General features: G+C 71.3%; 26 protein-coding genes. 21 read left to right on the forward strand and 5 right to left on the reverse strand.

Annotated elements, in window-relative coordinates:
- Positions 1 to 35 precede the first annotated feature (35 nt).
- From ACQPZA_RS04745 to ACQPZA_RS04770, 6 genes are all read left to right on the forward strand, one after another.
- Entirely contained in the window at positions 36 to 542 is a 507-nt protein-coding gene (locus tag ACQPZA_RS04745; RefSeq protein ID WP_433278693.1) for a DUF3830 family protein, read from the forward strand.
- Positions 543 to 548: 6 nt separating this feature from the next.
- Positions 549 to 1316, forward strand: coding sequence for a maleate cis-trans isomerase family protein (locus ACQPZA_RS04750; RefSeq protein WP_433278695.1), 768 nt, complete (start codon positions 549 to 551; stop codon positions 1314 to 1316).
- Positions 1313 to 2107 (forward strand): maleate cis-trans isomerase family protein, encoded by a 795-nt coding sequence (locus ACQPZA_RS04755; RefSeq protein WP_433278697.1) that lies wholly within the window; start codon positions 1313 to 1315, stop codon positions 2105 to 2107. The genes ACQPZA_RS04750 and ACQPZA_RS04755 overlap by 4 nt, the downstream gene beginning before the upstream one ends.
- Complete coding sequence (locus ACQPZA_RS04760) at positions 2098 to 2787, forward strand: GntR family transcriptional regulator (protein ID WP_344016844.1); 690 nt, start codon at positions 2098 to 2100, stop codon at positions 2785 to 2787. Before ACQPZA_RS04755 ends, ACQPZA_RS04760 begins: the two co-directional genes overlap by 10 nt.
- Positions 2788 to 2907: 120 nt before the next feature.
- A complete protein-coding gene (locus ACQPZA_RS04765; protein ID WP_433278700.1) occupies positions 2908 to 3261 on the forward strand; it encodes a cupin domain-containing protein in 354 nt (117 codons plus the stop codon).
- An 85-nt stretch (positions 3262 to 3346) separates the two neighbouring features.
- Positions 3347 to 4603, forward strand: a complete 1257-nt coding sequence (locus ACQPZA_RS04770; protein ID WP_433278702.1) for an aspartate aminotransferase family protein — start codon at positions 3347 to 3349, stop codon at positions 4601 to 4603.
- Between the two features lie 140 nt (positions 4604 to 4743).
- On the opposite strand, the gene ACQPZA_RS04775 is transcribed toward ACQPZA_RS04770, so the two are convergent.
- Positions 4744 to 5895 carry an Mrp/NBP35 family ATP-binding protein gene (locus ACQPZA_RS04775; RefSeq protein WP_169397425.1) on the reverse strand — a complete coding sequence of 384 codons (1152 nt, stop codon included), beginning with the start codon at positions 5893 to 5895 and terminating at the stop codon, positions 4744 to 4746.
- A gap of 170 nt (positions 5896 to 6065) precedes the next feature.
- Between ACQPZA_RS04775 and ACQPZA_RS04780 the strand changes: the two genes are divergently transcribed.
- Positions 6066 to 6494 (forward strand): MarR family winged helix-turn-helix transcriptional regulator, encoded by a 429-nt coding sequence (locus ACQPZA_RS04780; RefSeq protein WP_169397458.1) that lies wholly within the window; start codon positions 6066 to 6068, stop codon positions 6492 to 6494.
- On the opposite strand, the gene ACQPZA_RS04785 is transcribed toward ACQPZA_RS04780, so the two are convergent.
- A complete protein-coding gene (locus ACQPZA_RS04785; RefSeq protein ID WP_433278705.1) occupies positions 6472 to 7002 on the reverse strand; it encodes a DUF1003 domain-containing protein in 531 nt (176 codons plus the stop codon). The two genes, ACQPZA_RS04780 and ACQPZA_RS04785, sit on opposite strands and share 23 nt — an antisense overlap.
- Positions 6995 to 8287, reverse strand: a complete 1293-nt coding sequence (locus ACQPZA_RS04790) for a magnesium transporter MgtE N-terminal domain-containing protein (protein WP_169397427.1) — start codon at positions 8285 to 8287, stop codon at positions 6995 to 6997. The genes ACQPZA_RS04785 and ACQPZA_RS04790 overlap by 8 nt, the downstream gene beginning before the upstream one ends.
- Before the next feature lie 23 nt (positions 8288 to 8310).
- Here ACQPZA_RS04790 and ACQPZA_RS04795 point away from each other — a divergent pair, with 23 nt between their 5' ends.
- The 11 genes from ACQPZA_RS04795 to ACQPZA_RS04845 all read left to right on the forward strand — a co-directional run bounded on the left by ACQPZA_RS04795 (position 8311) and on the right by ACQPZA_RS04845 (position 19326).
- Positions 8311 to 9186, forward strand: a complete 876-nt coding sequence (locus ACQPZA_RS04795; RefSeq protein WP_433278707.1) for a PhzF family phenazine biosynthesis protein — start codon at positions 8311 to 8313, stop codon at positions 9184 to 9186.
- Between the two features lie 94 nt (positions 9187 to 9280).
- Positions 9281 to 10288, forward strand: coding sequence for an HpcH/HpaI aldolase/citrate lyase family protein (locus ACQPZA_RS04800; RefSeq protein ID WP_407692220.1), 1008 nt, complete (start codon positions 9281 to 9283; stop codon positions 10286 to 10288).
- Positions 10289 to 10438: 150 nt separating this feature from the next.
- The gene (locus ACQPZA_RS04805) at positions 10439 to 11632 is read left to right on the forward strand and encodes an acyl-CoA dehydrogenase family protein (protein ID WP_433278709.1); all 1194 of its coding nucleotides are present in this window, start codon (positions 10439 to 10441) and stop codon (positions 11630 to 11632) included.
- A 205-nt stretch (positions 11633 to 11837) separates the two neighbouring features.
- Positions 11838 to 12356 (forward strand): general stress protein, encoded by a 519-nt coding sequence (locus ACQPZA_RS04810; RefSeq protein WP_169397430.1) that lies wholly within the window; start codon positions 11838 to 11840, stop codon positions 12354 to 12356.
- A gap of 241 nt (positions 12357 to 12597) precedes the next feature.
- Entirely contained in the window at positions 12598 to 13884 is a 1287-nt protein-coding gene (locus ACQPZA_RS04815; RefSeq protein WP_433278711.1) for an ABC transporter substrate-binding protein, read from the forward strand.
- Positions 13881 to 14843 (forward strand): carbohydrate ABC transporter permease, encoded by a 963-nt coding sequence (locus tag ACQPZA_RS04820; protein WP_169397432.1) that lies wholly within the window; start codon positions 13881 to 13883, stop codon positions 14841 to 14843. Before ACQPZA_RS04815 ends, ACQPZA_RS04820 begins: the two co-directional genes overlap by 4 nt.
- Positions 14844 to 14845: 2 nt before the next feature.
- Positions 14846 to 15685, forward strand: coding sequence for a carbohydrate ABC transporter permease (locus ACQPZA_RS04825; protein WP_169397433.1), 840 nt, complete (start codon positions 14846 to 14848; stop codon positions 15683 to 15685).
- Between the two features lie 6 nt (positions 15686 to 15691).
- Complete coding sequence (locus ACQPZA_RS04830) at positions 15692 to 16909, forward strand: ABC transporter ATP-binding protein (protein ID WP_433278714.1); 1218 nt, start codon at positions 15692 to 15694, stop codon at positions 16907 to 16909.
- A gap of 602 nt (positions 16910 to 17511) precedes the next feature.
- Positions 17512 to 17937 carry a catalase gene (locus ACQPZA_RS04835; protein ID WP_433282679.1) on the forward strand — a complete coding sequence of 142 codons (426 nt, stop codon included), beginning with the start codon at positions 17512 to 17514 and terminating at the stop codon, positions 17935 to 17937.
- 4 nt (positions 17938 to 17941) lie between these two features.
- Positions 17942 to 19066, forward strand: coding sequence for an anion permease (locus ACQPZA_RS04840; RefSeq protein WP_433278716.1), 1125 nt, complete (start codon positions 17942 to 17944; stop codon positions 19064 to 19066).
- A gap of 23 nt (positions 19067 to 19089) precedes the next feature.
- Positions 19090 to 19326 carry a hypothetical protein gene (locus tag ACQPZA_RS04845; RefSeq protein ID WP_433278718.1) on the forward strand — a complete coding sequence of 79 codons (237 nt, stop codon included), beginning with the start codon at positions 19090 to 19092 and terminating at the stop codon, positions 19324 to 19326.
- A gap of 69 nt (positions 19327 to 19395) precedes the next feature.
- Here ACQPZA_RS04845 and ACQPZA_RS04850 read toward each other — a convergent pair whose 3' ends face one another.
- Entirely contained in the window at positions 19396 to 20259 is an 864-nt protein-coding gene (locus tag ACQPZA_RS04850; protein WP_169397438.1) for a ParB N-terminal domain-containing protein, read from the reverse strand.
- Between the two features lie 130 nt (positions 20260 to 20389).
- On the opposite strand from ACQPZA_RS04850, the gene ACQPZA_RS04855 reads away from it, so the two are divergent.
- The 3 genes from ACQPZA_RS04855 (at position 20390) to ACQPZA_RS04865 (ending at position 24132) form a co-directional block, all read left to right on the forward strand.
- Complete coding sequence (locus ACQPZA_RS04855; protein WP_433278720.1) at positions 20390 to 21259, forward strand: class I SAM-dependent methyltransferase; 870 nt, start codon at positions 20390 to 20392, stop codon at positions 21257 to 21259.
- A 231-nt stretch (positions 21260 to 21490) separates the two neighbouring features.
- Positions 21491 to 22396: a DMT family transporter gene (locus tag ACQPZA_RS04860; RefSeq protein ID WP_433278722.1), complete on the forward strand. Its 906-nt coding sequence runs from the start codon at positions 21491 to 21493 to the stop codon at positions 22394 to 22396.
- A gap of 119 nt (positions 22397 to 22515) precedes the next feature.
- Entirely contained in the window at positions 22516 to 24132 is a 1617-nt protein-coding gene (locus tag ACQPZA_RS04865; RefSeq protein WP_433278724.1) for an AMP-binding protein, read from the forward strand.
- Here the strand turns inward: ACQPZA_RS04865 and ACQPZA_RS04870 are convergent.
- Positions 24115 to 25101: a DUF5914 domain-containing protein gene (locus ACQPZA_RS04870; RefSeq protein ID WP_433278726.1), complete on the reverse strand. Its 987-nt coding sequence runs from the start codon at positions 25099 to 25101 to the stop codon at positions 24115 to 24117. The two genes, ACQPZA_RS04865 and ACQPZA_RS04870, sit on opposite strands and share 18 nt — an antisense overlap.
- Positions 25102 to 25164: the final 63 nt, after the last annotated feature.

Raw genomic sequence — 25164 nt, forward strand, 5'->3', positions numbered from 1 at the left:
CCGCGGCGTTGCGGGATCCGTCGGATGGAGTGCCCATGACGAGTTTCCTCCGCATCAGCCTCGCCCGCCGCGGTGTCTCCTGCGTGGCCGAGCTGCTCGAGAAGGACGCCCCACGCACCTGCGCCGCCGTGTGGGACGCGCTGGCCCGCGGGCCGCTCGGCGGCGACGCCCAGCATGCCAAGTACGCGCGCAACGAGGTCTACACGATGGTGCCGCGCTTCGCGCAGATCGGCCGCGAGAACCCCACCGTCACGCCCATCCCGGGCGACGTCGTCCTGTTCGACTTCGCCGGCGGCATGCTCGACAGCGCGTTCAAGGCCGACCAGGGGATCGACGCCGAGGAGGGCGCCATCGATCTGGCGATCTTCTACGGCCGCAACAACCTCCTGATCAACGGGGACGTCGGCTGGGTGCCCGGCAACGTCTTCGCGTCGATCGTCGAGGGCCTCGCCCCGATGGCCGAGGCGTGCCACGACGTGTGGCGCTCGGGCAGCACGGGCGAGCGGCTCGTGTACGAGCGCCTCGACGCGGACCCCCGGTAGGCCGGGATGCCCGCCGAGCTGTCGGTGGGGCTCGCCGAACCCGCCCACCAGCACGGGATCGGCGTGGTCGCACCGTTCGACTTCGCGCTCGACCGTGAGCTCTGGCGCTGGGTGCCGGAGGACGTCTCCCTCTACCTCACCCGGCTGCCGTTCTTCACCACCCCGGTCACCGTCGAGATGGCGGTGGCGTGCGGCGACCGGCGGGCGGTTCGCCGGGCCACCCGTGACGTCCTCACCCCGGAGCCTGCCGTCGTCGCGTACGCGTGCACGTCCGGGAGCTTCGTCGACGGTGCCGCAGGCGAGGAGGTGCTGCGCCGCACGATGGTGGGTGCGGGAGCGCCCGCGGCCTGCACCACGTCCGGGGCGCTGATCGACGCGCTGCGGGTGCTCGGCGTGTCGCGGCTCGCGATCGCCACCCCGTACGTCGAGCCGGTCACGCGCCGGTTGGTCGGCTACCTCGCGGAGCACGACGTGCGGACGATCTCCTGCGAAGGGCTGGGGCTGCTGGGCAACATCTGGCGGGTCACCTACGCCGAGATCGTCGAGATCGTGCGCACCGTCGACGCCGACGACGCGGAGGCACTCTTCATCAGCTGCACCAACGTGCCCAGCTACGACCTCGTCGAGCCGCTGGAGATGGCGCTCGGCAAGCCGGTGCTCACGGCCAACCAGGTCACCATGTGGGCGGCGCTGCGGGCGATGGGCCGGGATGCCGTCGGCGGTGGCCGGCTGCTGCGCGCCGGGGTGCCCCATCTGGAACCGGGGGCGGCATGACCCGGGAACCGGCGGCGGTGACCGTCGGCGTCCTCTACCCCGGCTTCTCCGCCGAGGACGACTACCCGCGCGCGGAGGCGCTGCTGGGGGGCTGGGCCCGGCTGCCGCTGGTGCACACCGAGATGCGGGAGGACGCCCACCGTGTCGACGCGCTGCTCGACATCGGTGCCGACGACGTGCTCGCCGCGGGGGTGGGGGCGCTGCGGGCCAACGGCTCGGCCCCCCTCGACGCCATGATGTGGGCGTGCACCAGCGGGAGCTTCGTCTTCGGCCGCGACGGAGCCGCCGCGCAGGTCGCCGCGTTGGAGGCAGCGGCAGGCGTACCGGCGTCGAGCACCTCGTTCGCCTTCGTCGACGCGTGCGCGAGCCTCGGCGTCACCCGGGTCGGCGTGGGCGCCACCTATCCCGACGACGTGGCCGGGCGGTTCGTCGCGTTCCTCGGCGCGGCCGGCATCGAGGTGCTGTCGCTGTCGGCGCGCGGGATCGTCACCGCGGCCGAGGTCGGCACCCTGCCGGCCACCGCCGTGCTGGAGTTCGCCGCCGCCGCCGACCATCCCGACGCGCAGGCCGTGCTGCTGCCCGACACGGCGCTGCACACGATCGGGCTGCTCGACGCGCTCGACGCCCGCGTCGGCAAGCCGGTGCTGACGGCCAACCAGGTGAGCATCTGGCAGGGCCTGCGACTGGCGGGCGCGGACGTCGCGCGGGCCGGGCTGGGTAGCGTGTTCGCCCACACCGCCACCGGTCCGACGGGGCGGGCGGGACCAGGGGGAATGAGCGCGTGGACCTGAGCGACCTGGAACCGGTGGAACGCCGTTCGACCGCCGCCATCGTCGCCGACAGGCTGCGGGAGGCGATCATGCGCGGGACGCTGCCGCCCGGTACCCAGCTGGGCGAGGTGGAGCTGGCCACCCGCCTCGGGGTCAGCCGCGGCCCGCTGCGGGAGGCCATGCAGCGGCTGGTCGCCGAGGGGCTGCTGCGCAGCGAGCGGCACCGCGGGTTGTTCGTACGCGATCTCGACGCGGCGGACGTGCGCGACGTCTACACGGCCCGCACCGCCGTCGAGCGGGCCGCCGGCCTGCTCCTGATGGCCGGTGACCGCGCCGAGGCCGCCCGGCGGCTGACAGCGGCACTGACGGTCATGGAGGAGGCCGCGGGCGACCCGGTGGCACTGGCCGACGCCGACCACGCGTTCCACGCCGAGTTCGTCGCCGCGTCGGGCAGCCCGCGGCTGCGGCGGATGGCCGACGCGCTGCTCGTGGAGACCCGGATGTGCCTGGCCGCGCTGCAGGACACCGCCCCGCCCGCCGATGCGCTGCTGGCCGAGCACCGGGAGCTGCGCGACGCCGTGCGCGACGGGGACGCCGACCGGCTGGGCGCCGTGCTGGAGGCGCACATGGCCGATGCCGTGGAGCGGATCCTGGCGCCGCTCGCCGTGGCCGCCCCGCCCTCGCCCGCCGTGCCCGCCTGACGGGATCCCTCGACCACGCACACCTGGTGGCCACCGCACCCACGTCAGGACGTGTGCACGGTGGCCACGGGATGTGTGCGGTCCGCGATGAGTTCCCGTCGCGGCCGGGGTCCTACCGGCATGAGCATCTCCGACGCCGCCCCCTACCAGGTGACGACGGTCCTCGAGGCCGGCGCCGGGTCGGGCCAGCTGCAGGGCCGCGAGCACGGCGGCACGGTCTCCGTCATCCTCGTGAGCACCGACGAGCCCGGGGCCGGCCCCGCGCTGCACCAGCACCCCTACGACGAGACGTTCGTGATGCACGGCGGCGAGGCCGAGTTCACGGTGGCGGGTCAGGTGCTGGTGGCGAGGGCGGGCCAGGTGGTGGTCGTGCCGCCGCAGACCCCGCACAAGTTCCGGAACGTCGGGTCGGACCGGCTGGTGATGACCAACATCCACGCGAACGACGTGTTCATCACGGAATGGCTGGAGTAGCCGGCAGCCCTGTTCGCTTGTCTCGGGCCCGCGTCCGTGCTTCCATCGGTGATTGTCGACAATTGGACAAGATCGAGGAGACGGTATGGCCCAGCTGTCCCCGGCCCTGAAGCAGGCGACCCCGGTGCAGGCCGCCAGGGGAGAGGGCGTCCACCTGATCGACACGCAGGGCCGCCGCTACCTGGACTTCACCGCCGGCATCGGCGTCACCAGCACGGGCCACTGCCATCCCCGGGTGGTCGCGGCGGCTCAGGAGCAGGTGGCCACCCTCATCCACGGGCAGTACACGACCGTCATGCACGAGCCGCTGCTGCGGCTGGCGGAGCGGCTGGGGGACGTGCTGCCTGCGGGGCTCGACAGCGTGTTCTTCGCCAACTCGGGCAGCGAGGCCGTCGAGGCGTCGGTGCGGCTGGCCCGCCAGGCCACCGGACGGCCGTTGGTCGTCGCGTTCGAGGGTGGCTTCCACGGACGCACGATGGGCGCGGCCGCACTCACCTCGTCCGGGGCGAAGATCCGCGCCGGCATGGGCCCGCTGATGGGCGGGGTCGAGTTCGCACCGTTCCCCTACGCCTTCCGGTACGGCTGGAGCGAGGAGGAGACCGTCGCGTTCTGCCTGCGTGAGCTCGACCGGCTGCTCGTCACCGCCGCACCCGCCGCCGACGTGGCGGCGTTCCTGGTGGAGCCGGTGCTGGGGGAAGGCGGCTACGTGCCCGCTCCGCAGGCCTTCCTCACCGGGCTGCGGGAACGGGCGGACGCCCTCGGGGTGCCGCTGATCGCCGACGAGGTGCAGACCGGGTTCGGGCGCACCGGGCGGTTCTGGGGCCACCAGCACACCGCCGGCCTCACCCCGGACGTCCTGGTCACCGCGAAGGGACTCGCCAGCGGCTTCCCCCTGTCCGGTATCGCGGCGTCTTCCGAGCTGATGGCGAAGGCGTGGCCCGGCTCGCAGGGCGGCACGTACGGCGGCAACGCGGTGGCCTGCGCGGCCGCGCTCGCCACCCTCGACGTGATCGAGGACGAGGGCCTCGTCGCCAACGCCGCCGAACAGGGCGGGCGCCTGCTCGAGGGACTGCGGAAGGTGGCTGCCGACCATCCGGGCATCGCCGACGTCCGCGGGCTCGGGCTCATGGTGGGCAACGAGTTCTGCACGCCGGACGGCGCGCCCGACGCCGCGGCGGCCGGCCGTGCGCAGGGCGCCGCGGCGGAGCTGGGGCTGCTGCTCCTGACCTGTGGTCCGTACGCCAACGTGGTGCGGATGATCCCGGCACTGATCGTCACCCCCGGGCAGGTGGACGAGGCCGTGGGACTCTGGGCCGAAGCGGTTCGCTCCGCCGGGCGGTAGTCCGGAGGTGTGACAGGACGAGCGAGATCGACGCCAGGGGGCTTTCCCGCCGACAAAACCCTGCTGGTGTCGATCTCGCGGCGGAACGGGCGTCCAACCACGCACGGCCGCGCACGATCTACGGCGGAGCTTCCCGGCCCCTACTTCCGGACAGGGGAGATGTTCAGGCTCATCCCGGCGAGGCCGCGGGCGCGGGTGGTGAGCCTGTCGGCCACCCCGCGCAACGCGACGGCGGCGGGCGACTCCGGGTCCGCCAGCACGATCGGGGTGCCGGAGTCACCGCACTCGCGCACGCGGGTCTCCAGCGGGACCTGACCGAGCAGCGGCACCGGCGCCCCGATGATGCGGGTGAGGGAGTCGGCGACCGTCTGGCCGCCGCCCGAGCCGAAGACCTCCATGCGGGTGCCGTCGGGCAGCTCCATCCACGACATGTTCTCGACGACGCCGGCGAGCCGCTGACGGGTCTGCAGCGCGATCGTGCCGGCCCGCTCGGCCACCTCGGCCGCCGCCATCTGCGGGGTGGTGACCACCAGCAGCTCCGCGTTGGGCACGAGCTGGGCGGTGGAGATCGCGATGTCGCCGGTGCCGGGCGGCAGGTCGAGCAGCAGGACGTCGAGGTCGCCCCAGAACACGTCGGCGAGGAACTGCTGCAGCGCGCGGTGCAGCATCGGGCCGCGCCAGACCACCGGGTCGTTGCCCGGGGTGAACATCCCGATCGAGATGACCTTCACGCCGTGCGCCTGCGGCGGCATGATCATGTTCTCGACCTTGGTGGGGCGCGCGTCGGCGGTGCCCAGCATCCGCGGCACCGAGTGCCCGTAGATGTCCGCGTCCACCACGCCGACCGAGAGGCCCTTTGCCGCCATCGCGGCCGCCAGGTTGACGGTGACCGACGACTTGCCGACCCCGCCCTTGCCCGAGGCCACGCAGTAGACGCGGGTGAGGGAGCCGGGCTGGGCGAAGGGGATCACCGGCTCTGCGGCGTCGCCGCGCAGGCCCTTGCGCAGCTGCGTGCGCTGCTCGTCGTTCATCACGTCGAGCTCGACGTCGACCGCCGTGATGCCCGCGACGGCGGACACGGCGTTGGTGACGCGCTTGGTGATGGTGTCGCGCATCGGGCAGCCCGCGACGGTGAGGTACACCCCGATCCGCGCCCGACCGTCAGGCAGCACCTGAACGCTCTTCACCATCCCGAGTTCGGTGATCGGCCGGTGGATCTCCGGGTCCTCGACGGTGGCGAGCGCCGCATGGACGGCCTGCTCGGTGGTTGTGGTGTTACCGGTGGTGGACATCTGAGTTTCCGCTGCACCTTCCTGCGATTTTGCCCGTACGTGACCTTGGTGCGCCCGAATCCATGTTACGTCCGTGCCCTGAGGGCGTGACGTCCGTAGCATCGTCCGCCGTGACGGACACCGCCGCCCACGCATCACCTTCTGACGCCTCCACCCGGGTGGCCCGCAACATGCCGACCCGCGAGCAACTCGAATCCTGGCGCTCCTTCCTCCGCGCGCACGCCACGATCGTCCGCGCGCTGGAGACCGAGCTGGTCGCCGAGCAGAAGCTGTCGCTCGCTGCCTACGACGTGCTGGTGCAGCTCGCCGAGGCCCCCGAGCGGCGGCTGCGGATGACCGAGCTGGCCGAGGCGGTGCTCCTGTCGCGATCGGGGGTCACGCGCCTCGTCGACCGGCTGGAGAAGTCGGGCCTGGTGGCGCGCTGCCCGGTGGAGAGCGATGGGCGCGGTGTCGCCGCCGAGCTCACCCAGGCGGGCCTGCACCGCCTCCGCACGGCGTCGCGCACCCACCTCAGCGGGGTCGTGCGGTACTTCGTCGAGAAGCTGGACGGCGAGGATCTCGACACCCTCGAGCAGATCAGCCGTCGGCTGGCCGAGTGACCCTCGGCCGGACGCGGTCGGTCTCGGGACCCGCGACCGGCCGGTCCCCGTTGATCTTCTCGGCAAGCTTGTCGAGCTCGCTGCGCAGGTAGTCCCGCGTGGTCATCTCGCCGACGGCGATCCGCAGGGCCGCGAGCTCCCTGGCGAGGAACTCGGTGTCGGCCTTGGTCCGCGCCGCGCGGGTGCGGTCCTCCTCGAGCGACACGCGGTCGCGGTCGTCCTGCCGGTTCTGCGCCAGCAGGATCAACGGAGCGGCGTAGGCGGCCTGGGTGGAGAAGGCCAGGTTGAGCAGGATGAACGGGTAGGGGTCCCACCGCCCGAGCACCGCCGTCAGGTTCAGCACGATCCAGATGAACACGATCACGGTCTGGATCGCGAGGAAGCGGCCGGTACCGAGGAACCGGGCGACCCGCTCCGACAGCCGCGGGAACCAGTCGGGGTCGACCTCGAACCGGGCGCGGCCGCGCCGTGGCTGGTCGAGCCTGCGGTACGTCGTGTTCTCAGGCATCCGCCACCTCGGGGTTCGCGTCGTCGGACTCCCGGTCCGGTGCACCTTCGGGCTCCGTCAGCCGGTCGCGCCAGTCGGGGGGAAGCAGGTGGTCGAGCACGTCGTCCACCGTGACCGCCCCGAGCAGATGGTCCTCGCTGTCGACCACGGGCCCCGCCACCAGGTTGTACGCCGCGAAGTAGCGGGTGATCTCGCCGAGCGTGGCGTCCGGGGTGAGCCGGGCCAGCTCGGCGTCCACCACACCCGCGACGAGCTCGGACGGGGGCTCCCGCAGCAGCCGCTGGGCGTGCACGCAGCCGAGGTAGGGCCCCGTCGGGGTCTCGGACGGCGACCGGCAGACGAACACCATGCTGGCCAGCGCGGGCGGGTAGTCGGGGTTGCGGATCCGGGCCAGCGCCTCGGCCACCGTGGCGTCCGGGCGCAGGATGATCGGTTCGGGGGTCATCAGGCCGCCCGCCGTGTCGGACGAGTAGCTCATCAGCCTGCGCACCGGGGCCGACTCGTCGGGCTCCATCAGCGCGAGCAGGGCGTCGGCGTCGGCGTCGGGCAGCTCGTGCAGCAGGTCGGCGGCGTCGTCGGGGGACATCGCCTCCAGCACGTCGGCCGCGCGCTCGACGTCGAGATGTCCGAGCAGCGCTCGCTGGTCGGACTCCGACATCTCCTCGAAGACGTCGGCGAGCCGCTCGTCGTCGAGGGAGTCGATCACCTCGTGCTGGCGCTTCTCGGGCAGCTCCGAGAGCGCGGTGGCGACGTCGGCCGGCCGCATCGTCTCGAACACGGCCAGCAGGCCGGCTGTGCCCTGCCGGTCGGACAGCGACAGCCCGGTGACCGCGTTCCACGGCACCACCTGGATCGGTCCGCGGCGGGTGAAACCGTGCCTGCGCGTGCGCAACGCGAGCCGGCCGACGACCCAGTCACGCGACCGGGTCGGCTCGATGGCCGCGTCGACGACGACGACCTCCTCGCCGCCGTCCACCATCCGGACCCGGGCGTCGATCAGCTGGCCGACGAGCAGGGTCTCGTTCGGGCGCTGCGCGAAGCGACGCAGGCTGACCGATCCCGTGGCGAGCGTGACGGCACCGGGGTCGATCGTGGTGACCCGCAGCATCGGGACGAAGATGCGCCGCCGGGTGGCCAGCTCGACCACCATGCCGAGCACGCGCGGCGGGCTGGCGTCCACCCGGAGCGTCGCCACGAGGTCGCGCACCTTGCCGATCCGCTCCCCATCGGGCCCGAAGACGGCAAGGCCCGCCAGTCGTGCCACGAAGACGCGGTCGATGCCCATGTACGAAAGCCTAAGCTGCGGGCGTGATCCAACTCCGGTACGACGTGGTCGACGTATTCACCGACACGCCATTCGCCGGTAATCCGCTCGCCGTGGTACACGGCGCCGTTGATCTCGACACCGCTCAGATGCAGGCGATCGCGGCGGAATTCGGCCTCTCCGAAACCGCGTTCCCGCTCCCGCCGACCGAACCGGGTGCGGACTACCGGTTGCGCATCTTCACTCCGGCGCGAGAGCTGCCCTTCGCCGGGCACCCCAGCGTCGGAACGGCGTGGGTGCTCGCCCGGGCAGGGTTGATCGACACCGGTGAGGTCGTGCAGGAGTGCGGCGCCGGGCTGCTGCCGGTGCGGGTGGACGACCACGGTGCGCAGGTGACCGGCGGCACGCCCGTGGTCGGTCCCGCGCTCGACGGGGCGGCGCTCGCCGCGGCCGTGGGCCTCGGACCGGAGGACGTCGACGGCGAGGTGCCGGCCGGCGTGGCGGCAGCGGGCGTGCCCTACGCCGTCCTCCCGGTGCGCGCCGACGCGGTGGCACGCGCCACGCCCGACGCCGCGGCACTGCGGGGACTGGTGGCGGACCTGGTCGGGCTGGTGGTCGTGGCCTACGACCGCGCGGGCTGGCGGGCGCACATGCGGATGTTCGCGCCCGAGGCCGGGGTCGACGAGGACCCGGCCACGGGGTCGGCGGCCGTGGCGCTCGCGGTGTTCCTCGTCGACCGCGGGGTGCTGCCGGGCGAGGGCCAGTCCGGCTTCATCGTGGACCAGGGCGCGGAGATCGGCAGGCCGTCGCAGCTGGGGGTGCTCGTGCGGGCCGACGGCGGGGCCGCGCAGGAGGCCTCGGTGTACGGCGGCGTCGTGGCCGTGGCCAGGGGCGAGCTGCTCGCCCGTCCCGGTGATTGAGAAACCGATCACCCCGATCCGCGCAGCCGCTGGGGTCGTGTCAGCATCGTCGCAAGCCGTGCCGCTCGGTGCCGACCTCGACGAGGAGTCGCTCGTGAATGAGCCCGCGAACTCAGCAGACACCCCGACCCGACCCGCCGCGGGTGCCACCCGGGCCCGGGCCCGCCGTTCCTGCCTCGCCGTGCCCGGGTCCAGCCAGAAGTTCATCGACAAGGCCCGCACACTGCCTGTCGACCAGGTGTTCCTCGACCTCGAGGACGCGTGTGCGCCACTGGCCAAGCCGGGTGCCCGCAAGACGATCGTCGCGGCTCTCAACGAGGGCGGCTGGGACGAGAAGATCCGCGTGGTCCGGGTGAACGACTGGACCACCGAGTGGACCTACCGGGACGTCACCGAGGTCGTCGAGGGCGCGGGGGCCAACCTCGACGCCATCATGCTGCCGAAGGCGCAGACGGCCGAGCAGATCGTCGCGCTCGACATGCTGATCACCCAGATCGAGAAGACCATGGGTTACGAGGTCGGTCGGATCGGGATCGAGGCGCAGATCGAGAACGCGCTCGGACTCGTCAACGTCAACGCGATCGCCACGGCGTCACCGCGGGTGGAGACGATCATCTTCGGCCCGGCCGACTTCATGGCGTCGATCAACATGAAGTCCCTCGTGGTGGGGGAGCAGCCGCCCGGCTACGACGTGGGCGACGCCTACCACCACATCCTGATGAGCATCCTGATGGCGGCCAGGGCGTACGACAAGCAGGCGATCGACGGCCCGTACCTGCAGATCAAGGACGTCGAGGGCTTCCGGCGGGTGGCCGCGCGCTCCGCGGCGCTGGGGTTCGACGGCAAGTGGGTGCTGCACCCCGGCCAGATCGAGGCGGCCAACGAGACCTACAGCCCCCGCCAGGAGGACTACGACCACGCGGAGAACATCCTCGACGCGTACGACTGGTACACCTCCGAGGCGGGCGGGAAGCGCGGGGCCGCGATGATCGGCGACGAGATGATCGACGAGGCCTCCCGCAAGATGGCACTGGTGATCTCGGGCAAGGGCCGCGCCGCCGGCATGGAGCGCACCGACCGCTGGACCCCTCCGGAGTCCTGAACGATCGGGCCAACCGGTAGCGGGTGAGGACCTTCACATCCCGAGCACGCGCTAGGTATGTCATGCAGGTGGATACTTCTGCACCAGCAGCCCAGCGCCGGGACCTTCTGCACCGCCCGGCGGCCCGAGACGCCTGCCAGGAGGACCACCATGGCCCGACTCGCCCAGACCGCCGGTCTCACCGAGATCCAGCAGGAGATCCTGTCCACCGTCAGGACGTTCGTGGACAAGGAGATCATCCCGCACGCCACCGCGCTCGAGCACGCCGACACCTATCCCCAGGACATCGTCGACGGGATGAAGGAGATGGGCCTGTTCGGGCTCACGATCCCGGAGGAGTTCGGCGGTCTCGGTGAGTCGCTGCTGACCTACGCGCTGGTGGTCGAGCAGATCGCGCGCGGCTGGATGAGTGTCTCCGGTGTGATCAACACCCACTTCATCGTGGCGCACATGATCACCCATCACGGCACCGACGAGCAGAAGCAGCGCTACCTGCCGCGGATGGCGGCCGGGGAGGTGCGCGGCTCGTTCTCCATGTCGGAGCCCGACCTGGGATCCGACGTCGCGGCGATCAAGACGAAGGCTGTGGCCGACGGAGCCGACTTCGTCATCGACGGCGCCAAGATGTGGCTCACCAACGGGGGTACGTCCAACCTCACCGCCGTGCTCGTGCGCACCGACGAGGGCGCGTCCCGGGCGCACCAGAACCTCACCTGCTTCCTGGTGGACAAGCCGGAGGGCTACGGCGAGGTGGCGCCGGGCCTCACGGTGCCGGGCAAGATCGACAAGATGGGCTACAAGGGCGTCGACACCACCGAACTGGTGTTCAGCGGGCACCGGGTGCCGGCGGGCCAGATCCTCGGCGGGAAGCGCGGCGGCGGCTTCGCCCAGATGATGGACGGCGTCGAGGTCGGGCGGGTGAACGTCGCGGCGCGCGCCTGCGGCATCTCGATCCGGGCGTTCGAGCTCGCCGTGGAGTACGCGCAGCAGCGCCGCACGTTCGGGAAACCGATCGCCGAGCACCAGGCCATCGCGTTCAAGCTGGCCGAGATGGCCACCAAGGTCGAGGCCGCGCACCTGATGATGGTGAACGCCGCGCGGCTCAAGGACTCCGGCGAGCGGTTCGACGTCGAGTCCGGGATGGCGAAGCTGCTGGCGAGTGAGTACTGCGCCGAGGTGACGCAGGAGTCGTTCCGCATCCACGGTGGCTACGGCTACTCGAAGGAGTACGAGATCGAGCGCCTGATGCGCGAGGCGCCGTTCCTGCTGATCGGCGAGGGCACGTCGGAGATCCAGAAGACCATCATCAGCCGGGGGCTGCTGAAGGAGTACCGGCTCCGCTGACCGAACCGGTTCCCATTTCCCGCCCTGGCAAGCCGGAGTGCGGTATCGCATCGATCCTGAAACCGCGTCGTGACCTGAGGTAGTCTCCGCCCACCGGCGTTTCGTGTGATGATCGAATGAACGGGCACTTCGTCCCCCGTTCATGCGTTGACACGATGTGGACCCGTGAGTATCAGGCGTCCCGCGATCTGGAAGAGGAGGCCCCGTGACCACACCGTTCGGCGGCCCCGCGCGCACCGCGCCCGGCCTGCCCAACCTGCCGACCCCGCCCACCGGGTGGCCGGTCGGTTCCTACGCCACGTACGAGGAGGCGCAGCGGGCAGTCGACCACCTCGCCGACGCCGACTTCCCCGTCCGCGACGTCACCATCGTCGGTGTCGACCTGATGCTGGTCGAGCGGGTGATCGGGCGCCTGACCTGGGGCCGGGTGCTGGTCTCCGGCGCGGCGTCCGGCGCGTGGTTCGGTCTGTTCGTGGGCCTGCTGCTCAGCCTGTTCAGCCCGGCCGGCACGTCCTTCGGACCGATCCTGGTCGGCCTGGCCAGCGGTATCGTGTTCGGGCTCGTCTTCGCCGCCGTCGGCTACGGCGCTTCGAAGGGCCGCCGGGACTTCACCTCGGCCAGCCAGATGGTGGCCGGCCGCTACGACGTCCTGTGCCAGCCGCGCAACGCCGAGAAGGCCCGTGAACTGCTCGCCAAGCTGGCGATGGGGAACCACCCCGCCTGACATCGTTCGCGTCGACGGTTGATGTACATATCGTTCCCGTCTCGGAGCGCGTCCCGCATTGCGGGTTGCTCCCGGCGCGCATAGCGTGGATCACCCGGTGCTATCAGTGACCGGCATCACACTATGGGCGACGTGGCCGACTCATGCGTCGGCCGGGACGGGAGCACGTATGCGGGGTCCGGTCCATCCGGGTCGGCGGCGAGGACGACGCCGACCTCTCATCGCCGGGGCCTGTGCGGTATTGGCCGCAGCCGCGATCGCGGGGTGCAGTTCGGGGGCCACCGGGCCTCCTGTCCTGAACGTCTACGGTCCCGCCGACGGCGCCGAGCAGTACAGCGCCGCGGCGAAGGACTGCACGGCAGCGTCCGGCGGCCGGTACTCGGTCGTCTACCAGACACTCCCCAAGTCGGCCGACGACCAGCGCCTGCAGCTCGCCCGCCGCCTCGTGGCCGGCGACTCTGAGGTCGACATCGTCGGCATCGACGTCACCTGGACCGCGGAGTTCGCGGCAGCCGGCTGGATCGAGAAGCTCCCCGAGGACGTCGCCGCGCAGGTTCGCCAGGGCACCCTCGACGGCCCGCTGCAGACGGCCACCTACCAGGGCGCGCTCTGGGCGGCGCCGCTCAACACCAACACGCAGATCCTCTGGTACCGCAAGGATCTCTCACCCACACCGCCCGCCACCTGGGACGAGATGATCTCCGCTTCGGAGCGCCTCCACCAGCAGGGCCTGCCGTCCTACATCGAGGTGCAGGGCGCCCAGTACGAGGGCCTGGTGGTCTGGTTCAACACCTTGCTCAACAGCGCGGGCGGCCAGATCGTCGACGAGGACGGCAACGTCCTGCTCGGCCGGGGCGACGCGGCGCAGAAGGCGCTGTCGGTGATGCAGCGGGTGGCGGCGTCGCCCGCCTCGGACCCGTCGCTGTCGGTGAACAAGGAGAACGACGGCCGGCTCGCGATGGAGGCGGGCACGGCCGCGTTCCAGATCAACTACCCCTTCGTCTACGCCTCGATCCACACGCCGCCACCGGACGGCGGGGGAGGCGGCACCTTCATCGACCCCCAGGGCAAGCCCACGAGCGCCGACACCGGCCGCCGCGTGGTCGACGAGTTCGCCTGGGCGCCGTACCCGAGCGTCGTGCCGGGCCAGCCGGCCAAGCCCACCATCGGCGGCATCAACCTCGCCGTCAGCACCACGGGCCAGCACAAGGACCTCGCGTTCGCGGCGATCCAGTGCCTGCGCAACCGCGACAACCAGCTGCGCAACGCCGTGGAGGGCGGGGTGCCCCCCACCCTCGCCGACCTCTACACCGACCCGTCGTTCCAGGCCAAGTACCCGGCGTGGGAGGCGATCAAGAACTCGCTCGACAACGCGAGTGTCCGCCCGTTGACCCCGGGATACACGAGCATCTCGATCGTGCTGTCGGATCTGCTCAACCCGCCGGCCGCGATCGACCCGGCCACCGCGGTCCCGATGCTCGCCGACGAGGTCCAGGGCGCCGCCAACTCGGAAGGACTGGTGCCATGAGTCTCCAGAGCGGTGCTCTCGCAGCGTCCACCGAGCAGGTGACGCAGCGTCCTGGCGGGCCCACCAAGGCCCAGATGTCGGAGGGCAAGCGGGCGGAGCGGAACCTCGGGCTGCTGCTGTGCGCGCCGGCGGCGATCATCATCGTGCTGGTCACCGCCTACCCCATCGGCTACGCGATCTGGCTGTCGCTGCAGCGCTACGACCTGCGCTTCCCCGCGGAGCAGGCGTTCGTCGGGCTGAGCAACTACGTCACCGTGCTCACGTCGGGCTACTGGTGGCAGGCGTTCGGCGTCACGATGTTGATCACCGTGATCTCGGTGGCGATCGAGTTCGTGCTGGGGCTCGCCCTCGCACTGATGATGCACCGCACGCTGGTCGCCCGCGGCCTGGTGCGCACGGTCATCCTCATCCCCTACGGGATCGTCACGGTGGTGGCGGCGTTCAGCTGGCAGTTCGCCTGGACCCCGGACAAGGGGTACCTCGCGGCGCTGCTGCCCACGGGCAGCGCGCCGCTGACCGACTTCGGTTCGGCGCTGGCCATCGTCATCGGTGCCGAGGTGTGGAAGACCACGCCGTTCATGGCGCTGCTGCTGCTCGCGGGTCTCGCCCTCGTGCCCGACGACCTGCTCAAGGCCGCGCAGGTGGACGGGGCCGGCCCCTGGCAGCGGCTGACGCAGATCATCCTGCCGATGATGAAGCCGGCGATCCTCGTGGCGCTGCTGTTCCGCACGCTCGACGCGTTCCGCGTGTTCGACAACATCTACATCCTCACCCAGGGCTCCAACGGCACCGGATCGGTGTCGATGCTGGGTTACGACAACCTGTTCAAGGCCTTCAACCTCGGCATCGGATCCGCCATCAGCGTGCTGATCTTCATCTGCGTCGCCCTGCTCGCCGTCCTGTTCATCAAACTGTTCGGCGCAGCGGCGCCGGGCTCCGAGCCGAGCGGGAGGCGCTGACGATGGCGACCACGACGGGTGACCCTCGTACGAGGGTCTGGTGGGGCGTCGCCGGCCTGGTTGTCGTCCTGTACGCGCTGGTGCCGGTGCTGTGGATCCTGAGCCTCTCGTTCAAGACCACCGACACGATCACCGACGGCAACTTCATCCCGCGCAGCTGGACCCTCGACAACTATGCGCAGATCTTCTCGCTCGACATCTTCACGAGCGCACTCGTGAACTCGATCGGTATCGCGATCATCTCCACGGTGCTGGCGGTGGTGATCGGCACGATGGCGGCCTACGCGATCGCCCGCCTCGATTTCCCCGGCAAGAAGGTCCTTGTCGGGGTGTCGCTGCTGATCGCGATGTTCCCGCAGATCTCGCTGGTCTCGCCGCTGTTCGACATCGAGCGCGCGGTGGGCCTGTTCGACACCTGGCCCGGGCTGATCCTGCCCTACATCACGTTCGCGCTGCCGCTGGCGATCTACACGCTCTCGGCGTTCTTCCGGGAGATTCCGTGGGAGCTGGAGAAGGCGGCCAAGATGGACGGGGCCACGCCGCTGCAGGCGTTCCGCTCGGTGATCGTCCCGCTGGCTGCGCCCGGGGTGTTCACCACGGCCATCCTGGTGTTCATCTTCTGCTGGAACGACTTCCTGTTCGCGATCTCGCTGACCTCCACCCCGCGGTCCCAGACCGCCACGGTGGCGATCGCGAACTTCACCGGTGCCTCGCAGTTCGCCGAGCCGACCGGCTCGATCGCGGCGGCAGCGGTGCTGCTCACCATTCCGATCATCATCTTCGTTCTGTTGTTCCAGCGGCGCATCGTCGCCGGCCTGACGTCCGGTGCAGTGAAGGGCTGAGATCACGTGGCTGACATCGTTCTGGACCACATCACCAAGCGCTACCCCGACGGCACCGTCGCGGCCGACGACATCAACATCGAGATCGCCGACGGCGAGTTCATCATTCTCGTGGGGCCGTCGGGCTGCGGGAAGTCCACGGCGCTCAACATGATCGCCGGGCTGGAGGACATCAGCGAGGGCGAGCTGCGGATCGGCGGCGAGCGGATGAACGAGCGGGCGCCCAAGGACCGCGACATCGCGATGGTGTTCCAGTCCTACGCGCTCTACCCGCACATGACCGTGCGCGAGAACATGGGCTTCCCGCTCAAGATCGCCAAGGTGGACAAGGCCGAGATCAACCGCAAGGTCGAGGAGGCCGCGAAGATCCTCGACCTCACCCAGCACCTCGACCGCAAGCCCGCCAACATGTCCGGCGGGCAGCGTCAGCGGGTCGCGATGGGCCGCGCGATCGTGCGCAGCCCCAAGGCCTTCCTCATGGACGAGCCGCTGTCCAACCTCGACGCCAAGCTGCGTGTGCAGATGCGCACGATGGTCTCCAAGCTCCAGCAGCGGCTCGAGACCACCACCGTCTACGTCACACACGACCAGACGGAGGCCATGACGCTCGGCGACCGCATCGTGGTCATGCGGGGCGGGCACGTCCAGCAGATCGGTTCGCCGCAGACGCTCTACGACACCCCGGCCAACCTCTTCGTCGCGGGGTTCATCGGCTCGCCCGCCATGAACTTCCTGCCCGCGAAGCTCGAGGGCGGCACGTTCCGCACCCCGCTGGGCGATCTCGCGCTCACCGACGAGCTGCGCCGCACGCTCGAGGGGGCCGACGCGCAGCGCGACGTGATCGTCGGCATCCGGCCGGAGCACTTCGAGGACGCCTCGCTCGTGGAGGACCACCAGCGGGCCCGCGGGTCGGTGTTCACCGCCCAGGTCGACGTGCTGGAGTCGATGGGATCGGACAAGTTCGCCTACTTCAGCATGGAGGGCGAGCAGGCGATGTCCGCCGACCTCGCCGACCTCGCGGCCGATGCCGGCACCGCCGACGTGCCCGGTGGCGACAGCGGCACGCTGGTCACCCGGCTGTCGGCCACGTCCGGCGTCCGCGAGGGCGTGCGGGCCGAGGTGTGGGTGGACACGGGCAAGATCCAGGTCTTCGACCCGTCGAGCGGGAAGAACCTGACCGCGGGCGCCGCGGTCGGACATCCCGTCACCACCGACAGTGTCTAGCCCGATCCTCACGCACCTGGTCGGGACGCCGCGGACCACGTGACCCGTGGTCGCGCCGGCGGCCATCCCGGCGGCGTCCGAGGCAGGGAAACACGAGGACGAAGTCGAAGAAGAGCTCGACTGATCGGACGCCGGGTAGCGGTCGTGCGCGGCCGTGAGGGTGACCACCCCGGATCCGGATGACCGTACAGCGGGTTTCCCGTCATCGCTGGTCGCCGAAGTCGGCGCCTACGAGGAGCGCGGACTCGACAGGCTGAAGCGCGGGGGTGTGTCGGTGTGTGCTGACGCGGGCTGAGAGCGGAGATCGCGGTACCCCATGCGGGTGCCGCGATCTCCGTGACCGCTCAGGGGCACCCATTAGCGGCTGGCAGGTAGTCAGCTCTTCCGGCTGGCGGGGGGCGCAGATAGGCGTTGGCCGTGGCGACTTGAGTCCACCGGGAGGCAATTGTCTTCGCCATGGATGTCGCCGCACCTCCGGAGATCACGGCGGTACCTCTTTCTCCCGCCTGCCACCGGTGCGGCTCTCATGATCTTCATCTACGGCGGTGAACACACCTGGGCGTCCACCACACCCTGACGGCCCGGTGACCGGTTCCACCGTCGTGGCGGAGCCGTCGCGGCCCGCGGGCGTCGGTGGCGAGGTCCACCCGGCTCTCGCCCGCGAGGGGCTGCACCGCGAGGGCGACTGCCCCATGGTCGGCAACAACACCCCGGTGCTTCTCCTCCGGGGACCCGATGGAGTTCCAGCACTTCATCCGGTCGCAGGAGCGCCGCGCGACAGCAACCTGCGAGACCACGACATGCCATGGCACATCTGGACCCCGTCCCCGGAGTCGGCGCCCCAGGTGACCCGGCTGATGGGCGACCGCCGCATCCCGCGGACCTGGCGGCACATGCAACCGGCGACGGGGGGACGACGCCGTCGGCTCGGTCGTCACGGGCACCCGCGGTCGTCCCGGGCGCGAGCGGCGTTCATGCGCCGTTCGCCGACTCTTCGCAGCGTCATGCCCGGAAGCTGGAGGAACTGACGGTATGGATTTTTCGATCATCGTGGTGGTAGTGGTCGCCGCGCTCGTGTTCGACTTCACGAACGGCTTTCACGACACGGCCAATGCCATGGCCACGTCGATCGCCACGGGCGCATTGCGCCCCAAGCTGGCAGTCCTGATCGCCGGGGTGATGAACCTCGTCGGTGTCTTCGTCTCCGTGCAGGTCGCCAAGACGATTTCCGATGGCCTTGTTGATGAGGCTCGCATCACCCCCGTGGTGATCTTCGCCGGGCTCGTCGGCGCGATCCTCTGGAACCTGCTGACATGGCTGTTCGGCCTGCCGTCCAGCTCGTCGCACGCGCTCTTCGGTGGGTTGATCGGCGCTACGTGGGTCGCCGCCGGCGTCGACGCGATCCAGTTCGGGCAGCTGCTCAGCAAGATTTTACTGCCCGCGTTGCTCTCCCCGATCCTCGCCGGGGTGGTCGCGCTGACGGCCACCCTTCTCGCTTATCGCATCACCGCCCGTGCGGGTCGAGCCACGGTCAGCAGCGGATTCAGGATCGGCCAGATCGTCTCGGCGTCGATGGTGGCGCTCGCCCACGGCACGAACGACGCGCAGAAGACGATGGGGGTGATCACCCTCGCCCTCATCACGGCAGGCACTCTGCCTACCGACGCGGGGCCGCCGCTCTGGGTGATCTTGACCGCTGGCCTGTCGATCGCGCTCGGAACGTATGTCGGGGGTTGGCGGATCATCCGAACCCTCGGCAAGCGGGTGACCGAGATCCAGACCGCTCAAGGTTTTGCCGCCGAGGTCAGCAGCGCTGCGGTCATTCTCGCCTCATCGAACCTGGGGTTCGCGTTGTCCACCACCCAGGTCGCGACCGGCTCGATCTTCGGTGCCGGCGCGGGTCGCCGCCTCGCGTCGGTCCGCTGGGGCGTGGCCGGGCAGATGGCGCTCTCCTGGCTGGTGACGCTCCCAGCGGCCGCCGCGGCCGGAGCGGTGGCCGCGTACACGGCCTGCTTGGGCACCATCGGTGTCGTCATCGTCGCGGTGGTGGGCGTCGCCCTGGCCGCGGGTATCTACGCCCGTTCGCGGCGCCAACCCGTCACGGCCGAGAACGTCAACGACACGCCTGCGGCAACGCCCGTGGCCGCCAACGTCTGACGCCGATCCAGGGAGGAGCGGAGATGGACATCGACTGGAGAGCGCTGTTCCTGGTGGGGATCGTTTCGCTGGCGGTGGCCGTAGTCGTTGTCGTGCTCGTCGCCTTCGCCCTCGTCGGGCTCTCCGCACGCTCCGGGGCGGCGCGCCATGGCGGGGAAGCGAGCGCGCCCAGCGCATCTGTCGGTACGGCTACGGCCTGCGTGTGTCTGGTCGCGGCGGCCGCGATCGTCGGCTTCGGCCTCTATCTGGTGGTCGTCTGACGGTGAGCGCCGCGGGCCGACGCGCATCGCAGCCCGACCGTCGGGACCGTTGCACTACCGGACCGGCCGCTACACCCGGCTGCCGCGTGGTCGGTCAGGGTGGTCGGCCCGGAGCCGGTCGACCACCTCGTCGTCCCACCGGTGCGTGCGCAGCAGCCGGTAGCGCTGGCACGCCAGGTGCAGGTAGGCCTCCGCCTCCGTGCGGTTGCCGATCAGCGAGGCCTGGTCGAGCATCCGCACGACCGGGCGGTACTCCTCGGAGTACCAGCGGCGGGCCACCGTCTCGCGGTCGAGGTACCGGTTCTCGTGCTGCATCAGCCGGAACCCCCACGCCTCGACGGTCTCGCTGAGCTCGGCGTAGGACCACGCGTCGGTGACGAGGATGGTGCACAGCGCCGGGCCCGGCAGGGGGACGCGGTCGAGGAACACCCGGCGCAGGTCCTTGGTGATGAGGTCGCCCCGCCGGGAGATCCCGGTGGCGTCGATGCGGGTGGTCACCTCGGTGACGAACGCGTCGATCGACCGCAGCCCGAGCGCGTGCGCCACCGAGACGCGGTGGTGGCCGTCGCGGACGAAGTAGAGCTCGCCGACCTGGTAGAGGTCGATCGGCGGGATCGGCTCGCCGCGCCGCTGTGCGCGCGCCAGCCGCTCCCACCGCTCGCGGGTGCGCTGCGAGCTCGGCCGGAACCAGCGGTCGAAGTCGCGTGTGCGGTCGACGCTGCCGACGATCGACTCCAGCGCGACGACCCGCAGGCCGAGCCTGCGCTCCCCGGTTCGCCCCAACGCGGCGACGACCTCGTCGAAGGGCAGGATCTCGGACACGTCGTCCGGTTCGCGCCGCAGCCACGCGGCCAGCCGGGAGAGCACCTGTCTGCGGCGTACCCGCAGGAAGTCGTTCTCGGCATCGGCGGTGGGGAAGCCGGTGGCGGGCATCACGCCTCCTCGGGTGGGGGTCGCTGCTGCCTGGCCTCGAACGCCGTCGCCGTCCTCGGTGGCCGGGCCACCGGCGTCAGAGTACGTGTCATGGAGACGAGATCGACCGGAATGCGCCAGGATGCAGGATGTGCCTCCCTCGTCGAAGCCGGGTCCCGTCGAGCGCGGAGGAGTACCCCGCTCGTTCGACGCCCACGCGCGCACCTACGACAAGCTCGTCGGGGCCAACCCCGGATACCACGAGCACCTGCGGCTGACGACGAGACGGATGGGCCTGCCGAACCGGGGGGCCGGGCTGCGCCTGCTCGACCTGGGCTGTGGCACCGGCGCGTCCACGGCCGCGCTCCTCGACTCGGCGCCGGAGGCCCAGATCATAGGGGTGGACGCCTCGGGCGAGATGCTGGCGCAGGCCCGGGGCAAGACGTGGCCGCCCAACGTCGAGTTCGTGCACGGCAACGTCGAGAACCTGGCGATGACCGGGATCACCGGACCCTTCGACGGCATCCTCGCGGCCTACCTGGTGCGCAACCTCGTTCACCGGGACGCCGCCCTGCGGCAGTTCCACCGCCTGCTGCGGCCCGGCGCGCCGATCGCGCTGCACGAGTACTCGGTGCGTGACTCGCTGCGCAGCCGGGCGGTGTGGACGACGGTCTGCTGGGGCGTGATCATCCCGATGGGGAAGATCCGGACGGGCTCCGCCGACCTGTACCGGTACCTGTGGCGCAGCGTCCTGCGGTTCGACGGCGTGGAGGAGCTCACCCGGCGGATGGCTGCCGCCGGGTTCGAGGACCTGCGGGTACAGACCGTGCCGGGCTGGCAGCAGCACATCGTGCACACCTTCCTCGGCCGCCGCCCCGCGACAGAGGAACTCGTCACCGGCCGTTTCGGCGACGCCGACCCCGCCCACGTCGATCCCGACGCCGCGACCCCGCCCGAGGGCATCGACCTGCCCACCCCGCCGGAGGGCAGCGCCGTGACTCCGCCGCCCACCAGCACCTGACACCCGCAACCGACGTGCCCGGGCCGGGCAGGTCGCCTACGCTGCCCTTCGTGCACCGCACGTTCCCGATCACCCCGCCGCCCCGCTCCTAGCGGGGCCGCCCGCGCACCCCTCTGATCAGGAGTGCGCCACTCGGTCGTCCGACCGGTAGTCCCACCCACCGGGTGACGGCTCGGACCGGCCCCGCTTCCGCGACCCCTTTCCCCTCCGTCGCAGGAGCGCAGAACAGCCATGCCCGTCGTCCGTACCACCCCCGTGTCCGGGGTGTCCCTCCTCGTCGTCGCAGGAGTCCTCTGGGGCACCGGGGGCCTGCTCGGCCGAATGCTCGCCGACGCCACCGGTCTCTCGTCGCTCGCCGTGGCGGCCTACCGGCTCGCCGTCGGCGGGCTCCTCATCGTCGGCTACCTCCGGCTCTCCGGCCGCAGGCTGCCGCGCGGCTCCGCGTCATGGCGGCGCATCGCGGCCGTCGGCGTGCTCGCGGCCCTCTTCCAGGGTTGCTACTTCACGGCCGTGTCCCTCACCTCGGTCAGCCTCGCCACGCTCGTGGCGATCGGTTCGTCGCCGGTGCTGGTGCTGCTGGCGCGTCCCAGGGCGGCGGGGCGACGGCAGGTCGGTGCGGTCGTCCTCGCCGTGCTCGGGCTGGGACTCCTCGTCGGGTCGCCCGCCGAGGCGTCCGGTCTCGCCGGCCCGGTTCTCGCCGGCACGGTGTTCGCGCTGCTCTCCGCGGCCGGGTTCACCGCGATGACGCTGCTGGCGGCGCGGCCCGTCCCGGGTCTGGACGACGCGACCACCACGGGCGCCGGGTTCACCCTCGGCGGAGCGCTGCTCGTGCCCGTCGCTGCGGCCACGTCCGGGCTGGGGTTCACGCCCGGCGTCGGCTCGGTCGGGCTGCTCGTCGCTCTCGGTGTCGTCCCGACCGCGGTGGCCTACACGTGCTACTTCCGTGGGTTGCGGACCTCGCCCGCGGCGCTCGGTGTGCTGATGGCGCTGTTGGAGCCGCTCACCGCCGCGGTGCTCGCCGCCCTGCTGCTCGGGGACCGGCTCGGCGCCGTCGGGGTCACGGGGGCGGTGCTGCTCGGGGGCGCGGTCGTGCTGGCGGGCCGGGGGAGCAAACATCAACACCATGGCTGCTCCTGAACATTCCATGGTGTGCTGCGCGGCACGTTGATCGGTCAGTCTATCTACAGGACTGTGAGGCTCAGAGCGCCTCGGGCTCCGAGTGGACGCCGGCGGCCACGCCTCAGGGAGAAGCAGAATTGATCATCCGTAGTCCGTACCCCGACCTCGACATCCCCGAGGTCGGGCTCCACGAGTTCCTGCTCGGCCACCTCGACCCGCAGGACGCCGAGCGGCCTGCCACCGTCGCCGCGGCCGGCGGGTCGGGGTACACCTACGGCGAGCTCGTCGCGACCGTCTCCGCTGTGGCGACCGGACTGGGCGCGCGCGGCGTGGCGCGCGGGGACGTCGTGGCGATCTTCGTGCCGAACATCCCCGAGTACCCGGCGGTGTTCCACGGCGTGCTCGCGGCCGGGGCGACGGTGTCGCCCGCGAACGCGCTCTACACGCCGGGCGAGCTCGCCCACCAGTTGCGCGACTCCGGGGCGCGGGTCCTGTTCTCCGTGCCGGAGTGCCTGGACCGGGCTCGGGTGGCCGTCACGCACGACGGCGTGAGGGTGGACGAGATCGTGGTGCTGGGTGAGTGTGCCGGTGCCGGCGGCCTGGTGCGGGAGACGCCATGGGGTGAGTTCCTGGGGACCGTGGACTACGGCGCCGGCGCCCACCCCACGGTCTCGCCGGACGACGTCGCGGCGCTGCCCTACTCCTCAGGCACCACAGGCCTGGCGAAGGGCGTGCAGCTCACGCACCGCAACCTCGTTGCGAACCTGCTGCAGGCCATGCCGTTCGGCTGGAGCAAGCCCCATACGCGCCATCTCGCCGTGATCCCGATGTCTCACATCTACGGGGCGGCTGCCGTCATGAACAGGGTCCTGCTCCAGCGAGGCCTCATCGTGACGATGCGGCGATTCGAGTTCACGGCGTTCCTGCAGGCGGTCGCCGAGCACCGCATCGAGCACCTCAGCGTGGTCCCGCCGATCATGCTCGCGCTCGCGCACAGTTCGCTCGTGGACTCCTACGACCTGAGCAGCCTGGGCGTCGTGGCGTCGGCGGCCGCGCCGCTCGACAGCAACCTCGCCAGGGCGGTCGCCGACCGGCTGCACGTCACCGTCCTCCAGGGCTACGGGCTCACCGAGTCCAGTCCCTCCATCATCGCCATTCCCGTCGACCGGCCCGACATCGACCGCGGCAGCCTCGGAGTGCTGATGCCGAACATCGAGGCCAGGGTGGTCGACCCGCAGACGGGTGAGGACGTCGAGACGGGGGAGCCGGGCGAGCTGTGGGCCCGGGGTCCGAACATCATGCGCGGCTACCTGAACAACGCCGAGGCCACGGCGGCCACCCTGGATGCCGACGGGTTCCTGCACACCGGCGACATCGTGACGGTCTCCGATGACGGCGTCTTCCGCGTGGTCGACCGGCTCAAGGAGCTCATCAAGTACAAGGGCAACCAGGTCGCTCCCGCGGAGCTGGAGGGGGTGCTGCTCACTCACGAGGGCGTCGTGGACGCCGCGGTGGTCGGCGTGCCCGGCCCGGACGGCGAGGAGTGGCCGAAGGCGTTCGTCGTGCCGCAGCAGGGCTACGCACCGTGCGTGGCCGGGGGCCTGGCCGAGGACGTGATGGCCTTCGTCGCGGAGCGGGTGGCGCCCTTCAAGAAGGTGCGGGAGGTGGAGTTCGTCGACCGGATCCCCAGGTCGAGCGCGGGCAAGATCCTCCGCAGGGAGCTGCGCGAGCGGGAGTCAGGAACGGGCGCGTAGCTCGTAGCGACGCTCGGCGTAGGCGATGTCGTCGCGCCAGAGCCGCCGCGCGGCCATCCCGATGAGCGGGCGCAGCGCACCGGCGGCGCGACGCGTGTACCCGAACCCCGGGCGGTCGGAGTGGGCCACCACGGCCTCGATGACGGCCGTGCGCGGCACGCCGTCCGGGCCCGGTCGCAGTGGCGAGGCGTGGGTCTCGACGACGCTGCCCGTTCCCTCCCCGTCGACGATCTGCATGGTGATCGTGCGCGCGTCGGGGCAGCTGAACTCCGCCCGCACCGGCACCCCGAAGCGGGTGCCCACGGTGAACGTCACCTCGATGAGGAAGCGGTCCTCCGCGGCGGTGCAGTCGATCGGTGGCGCGCTCAGCACCTCCAGCGCCGTGAACGAGTACGGGTGGAACCAGGCGCCGTGCCACGGGTCGAGCCGGTTGGCGATGACGTCCTCCGGCTCGCAGCGGCCGATCACCGTGGCCACCGCGGCGAGACCCTGGTCCGCGGGACGGGGGCCGAGCACCGGGGCGTCGGCGGGAGGGCCGTCCGCCGTGTCGTCGAGCCGCACCCAGGCGAGCACGCCGTCGTCGTGGGCGGGCAGCGTGCGCCAGCCGGGACGGCCGCCCGGCTCGAGCGCCAGGCCGTGCCACCGGCACACGAGCCGCCCGTCGTGCACGGGGGCATCGCACAGGGCGGCCCCGAGGTGGGGGCACGCGCCCGGCCCGACGTGCAGCCCACCGGTGCCGTCGCGCCACGCCACGAGCTCCCGCCCGGCGACGACGCGACCGAACGCCCGGCCGGGCCGGACCTCGCGGCTGGCGGCGAGCACGAACCAGCCACCGGGCGAGCGCTCCCGCGCCCGCTGCAACGCGGCCCCGATGAGCGCAGGCTTCGCGTCGGCCCACGTCGGCTGCTGCTCGGCCCAGCGCGGACGCTGCAACCGGCGCAGCGGGTTGACCGGGCGGTGCTCGTTCACGGTCACCAGGCTAGGACGGCCGAGAGCACCCCGCCCGGTGATGGCTGCGCCCCGCCGGGTGGA

The sequence above is a fragment of the Pseudonocardia xinjiangensis genome (assembly GCF_050948425.1).
Taxonomy (GTDB): Bacteria; Actinomycetota; Actinomycetes; order Mycobacteriales; family Pseudonocardiaceae; genus Pseudonocardia; species Pseudonocardia xinjiangensis.

Bases quoted from the DNA above. Each gene is read 5' to 3' on its own strand.
- ACQPZA_RS04755 (WP_433278697.1), top strand. From the start codon at position 1,313: ATGACCCGGGAACCGGCGGCGGTGACCGTCGGCGTCCTCTACCCCGGC.
- ACQPZA_RS04790 (WP_169397427.1), bottom strand. From the start codon at position 8,287: ATGGGCATCGACCGCGTCTTCGTGGCACGACTGGCGGGCCTTGCCGTC.
- ACQPZA_RS04820 (WP_169397432.1), top strand. From the start codon at position 13,881: ATGAGTCTCCAGAGCGGTGCTCTCGCAGCGTCCACCGAGCAGGTGACG.
- ACQPZA_RS04785 (WP_433278705.1), bottom strand. From the start codon at position 7,002: ATGCCTGAGAACACGACGTACCGCAGGCTCGACCAGCCACGGCGCGGC.
- ACQPZA_RS04775 (WP_169397425.1), bottom strand. From the start codon at position 5,895: ATGTCCACCACCGGTAACACCACAACCACCGAGCAGGCCGTCCATGCG.
- ACQPZA_RS04770 (WP_433278702.1), top strand. From the start codon at position 3,347: ATGGCCCAGCTGTCCCCGGCCCTGAAGCAGGCGACCCCGGTGCAGGCC.
- ACQPZA_RS04750 (WP_433278695.1), top strand. From the start codon at position 549: ATGCCCGCCGAGCTGTCGGTGGGGCTCGCCGAACCCGCCCACCAGCAC.
- ACQPZA_RS04845 (WP_433278718.1), top strand. From the start codon at position 19,090: ATGGACATCGACTGGAGAGCGCTGTTCCTGGTGGGGATCGTTTCGCTG.
- ACQPZA_RS04860 (WP_433278722.1), top strand. From the start codon at position 21,491: ATGCCCGTCGTCCGTACCACCCCCGTGTCCGGGGTGTCCCTCCTCGTC.
- ACQPZA_RS04850 (WP_169397438.1), bottom strand. From the start codon at position 20,259: ATGCCCGCCACCGGCTTCCCCACCGCCGATGCCGAGAACGACTTCCTG.
- ACQPZA_RS04840 (WP_433278716.1), top strand. From the start codon at position 17,942: ATGGATTTTTCGATCATCGTGGTGGTAGTGGTCGCCGCGCTCGTGTTC.
- ACQPZA_RS04780 (WP_169397458.1), top strand. From the start codon at position 6,066: ATGCCGACCCGCGAGCAACTCGAATCCTGGCGCTCCTTCCTCCGCGCG.
- ACQPZA_RS04825 (WP_169397433.1), top strand. From the start codon at position 14,846: ATGGCGACCACGACGGGTGACCCTCGTACGAGGGTCTGGTGGGGCGTC.
- ACQPZA_RS04805 (WP_433278709.1), top strand. From the start codon at position 10,439: ATGGCCCGACTCGCCCAGACCGCCGGTCTCACCGAGATCCAGCAGGAG.
- ACQPZA_RS04745 (WP_433278693.1), top strand. From the start codon at position 36: ATGACGAGTTTCCTCCGCATCAGCCTCGCCCGCCGCGGTGTCTCCTGC.
- ACQPZA_RS04765 (WP_433278700.1), top strand. From the start codon at position 2,908: ATGAGCATCTCCGACGCCGCCCCCTACCAGGTGACGACGGTCCTCGAG.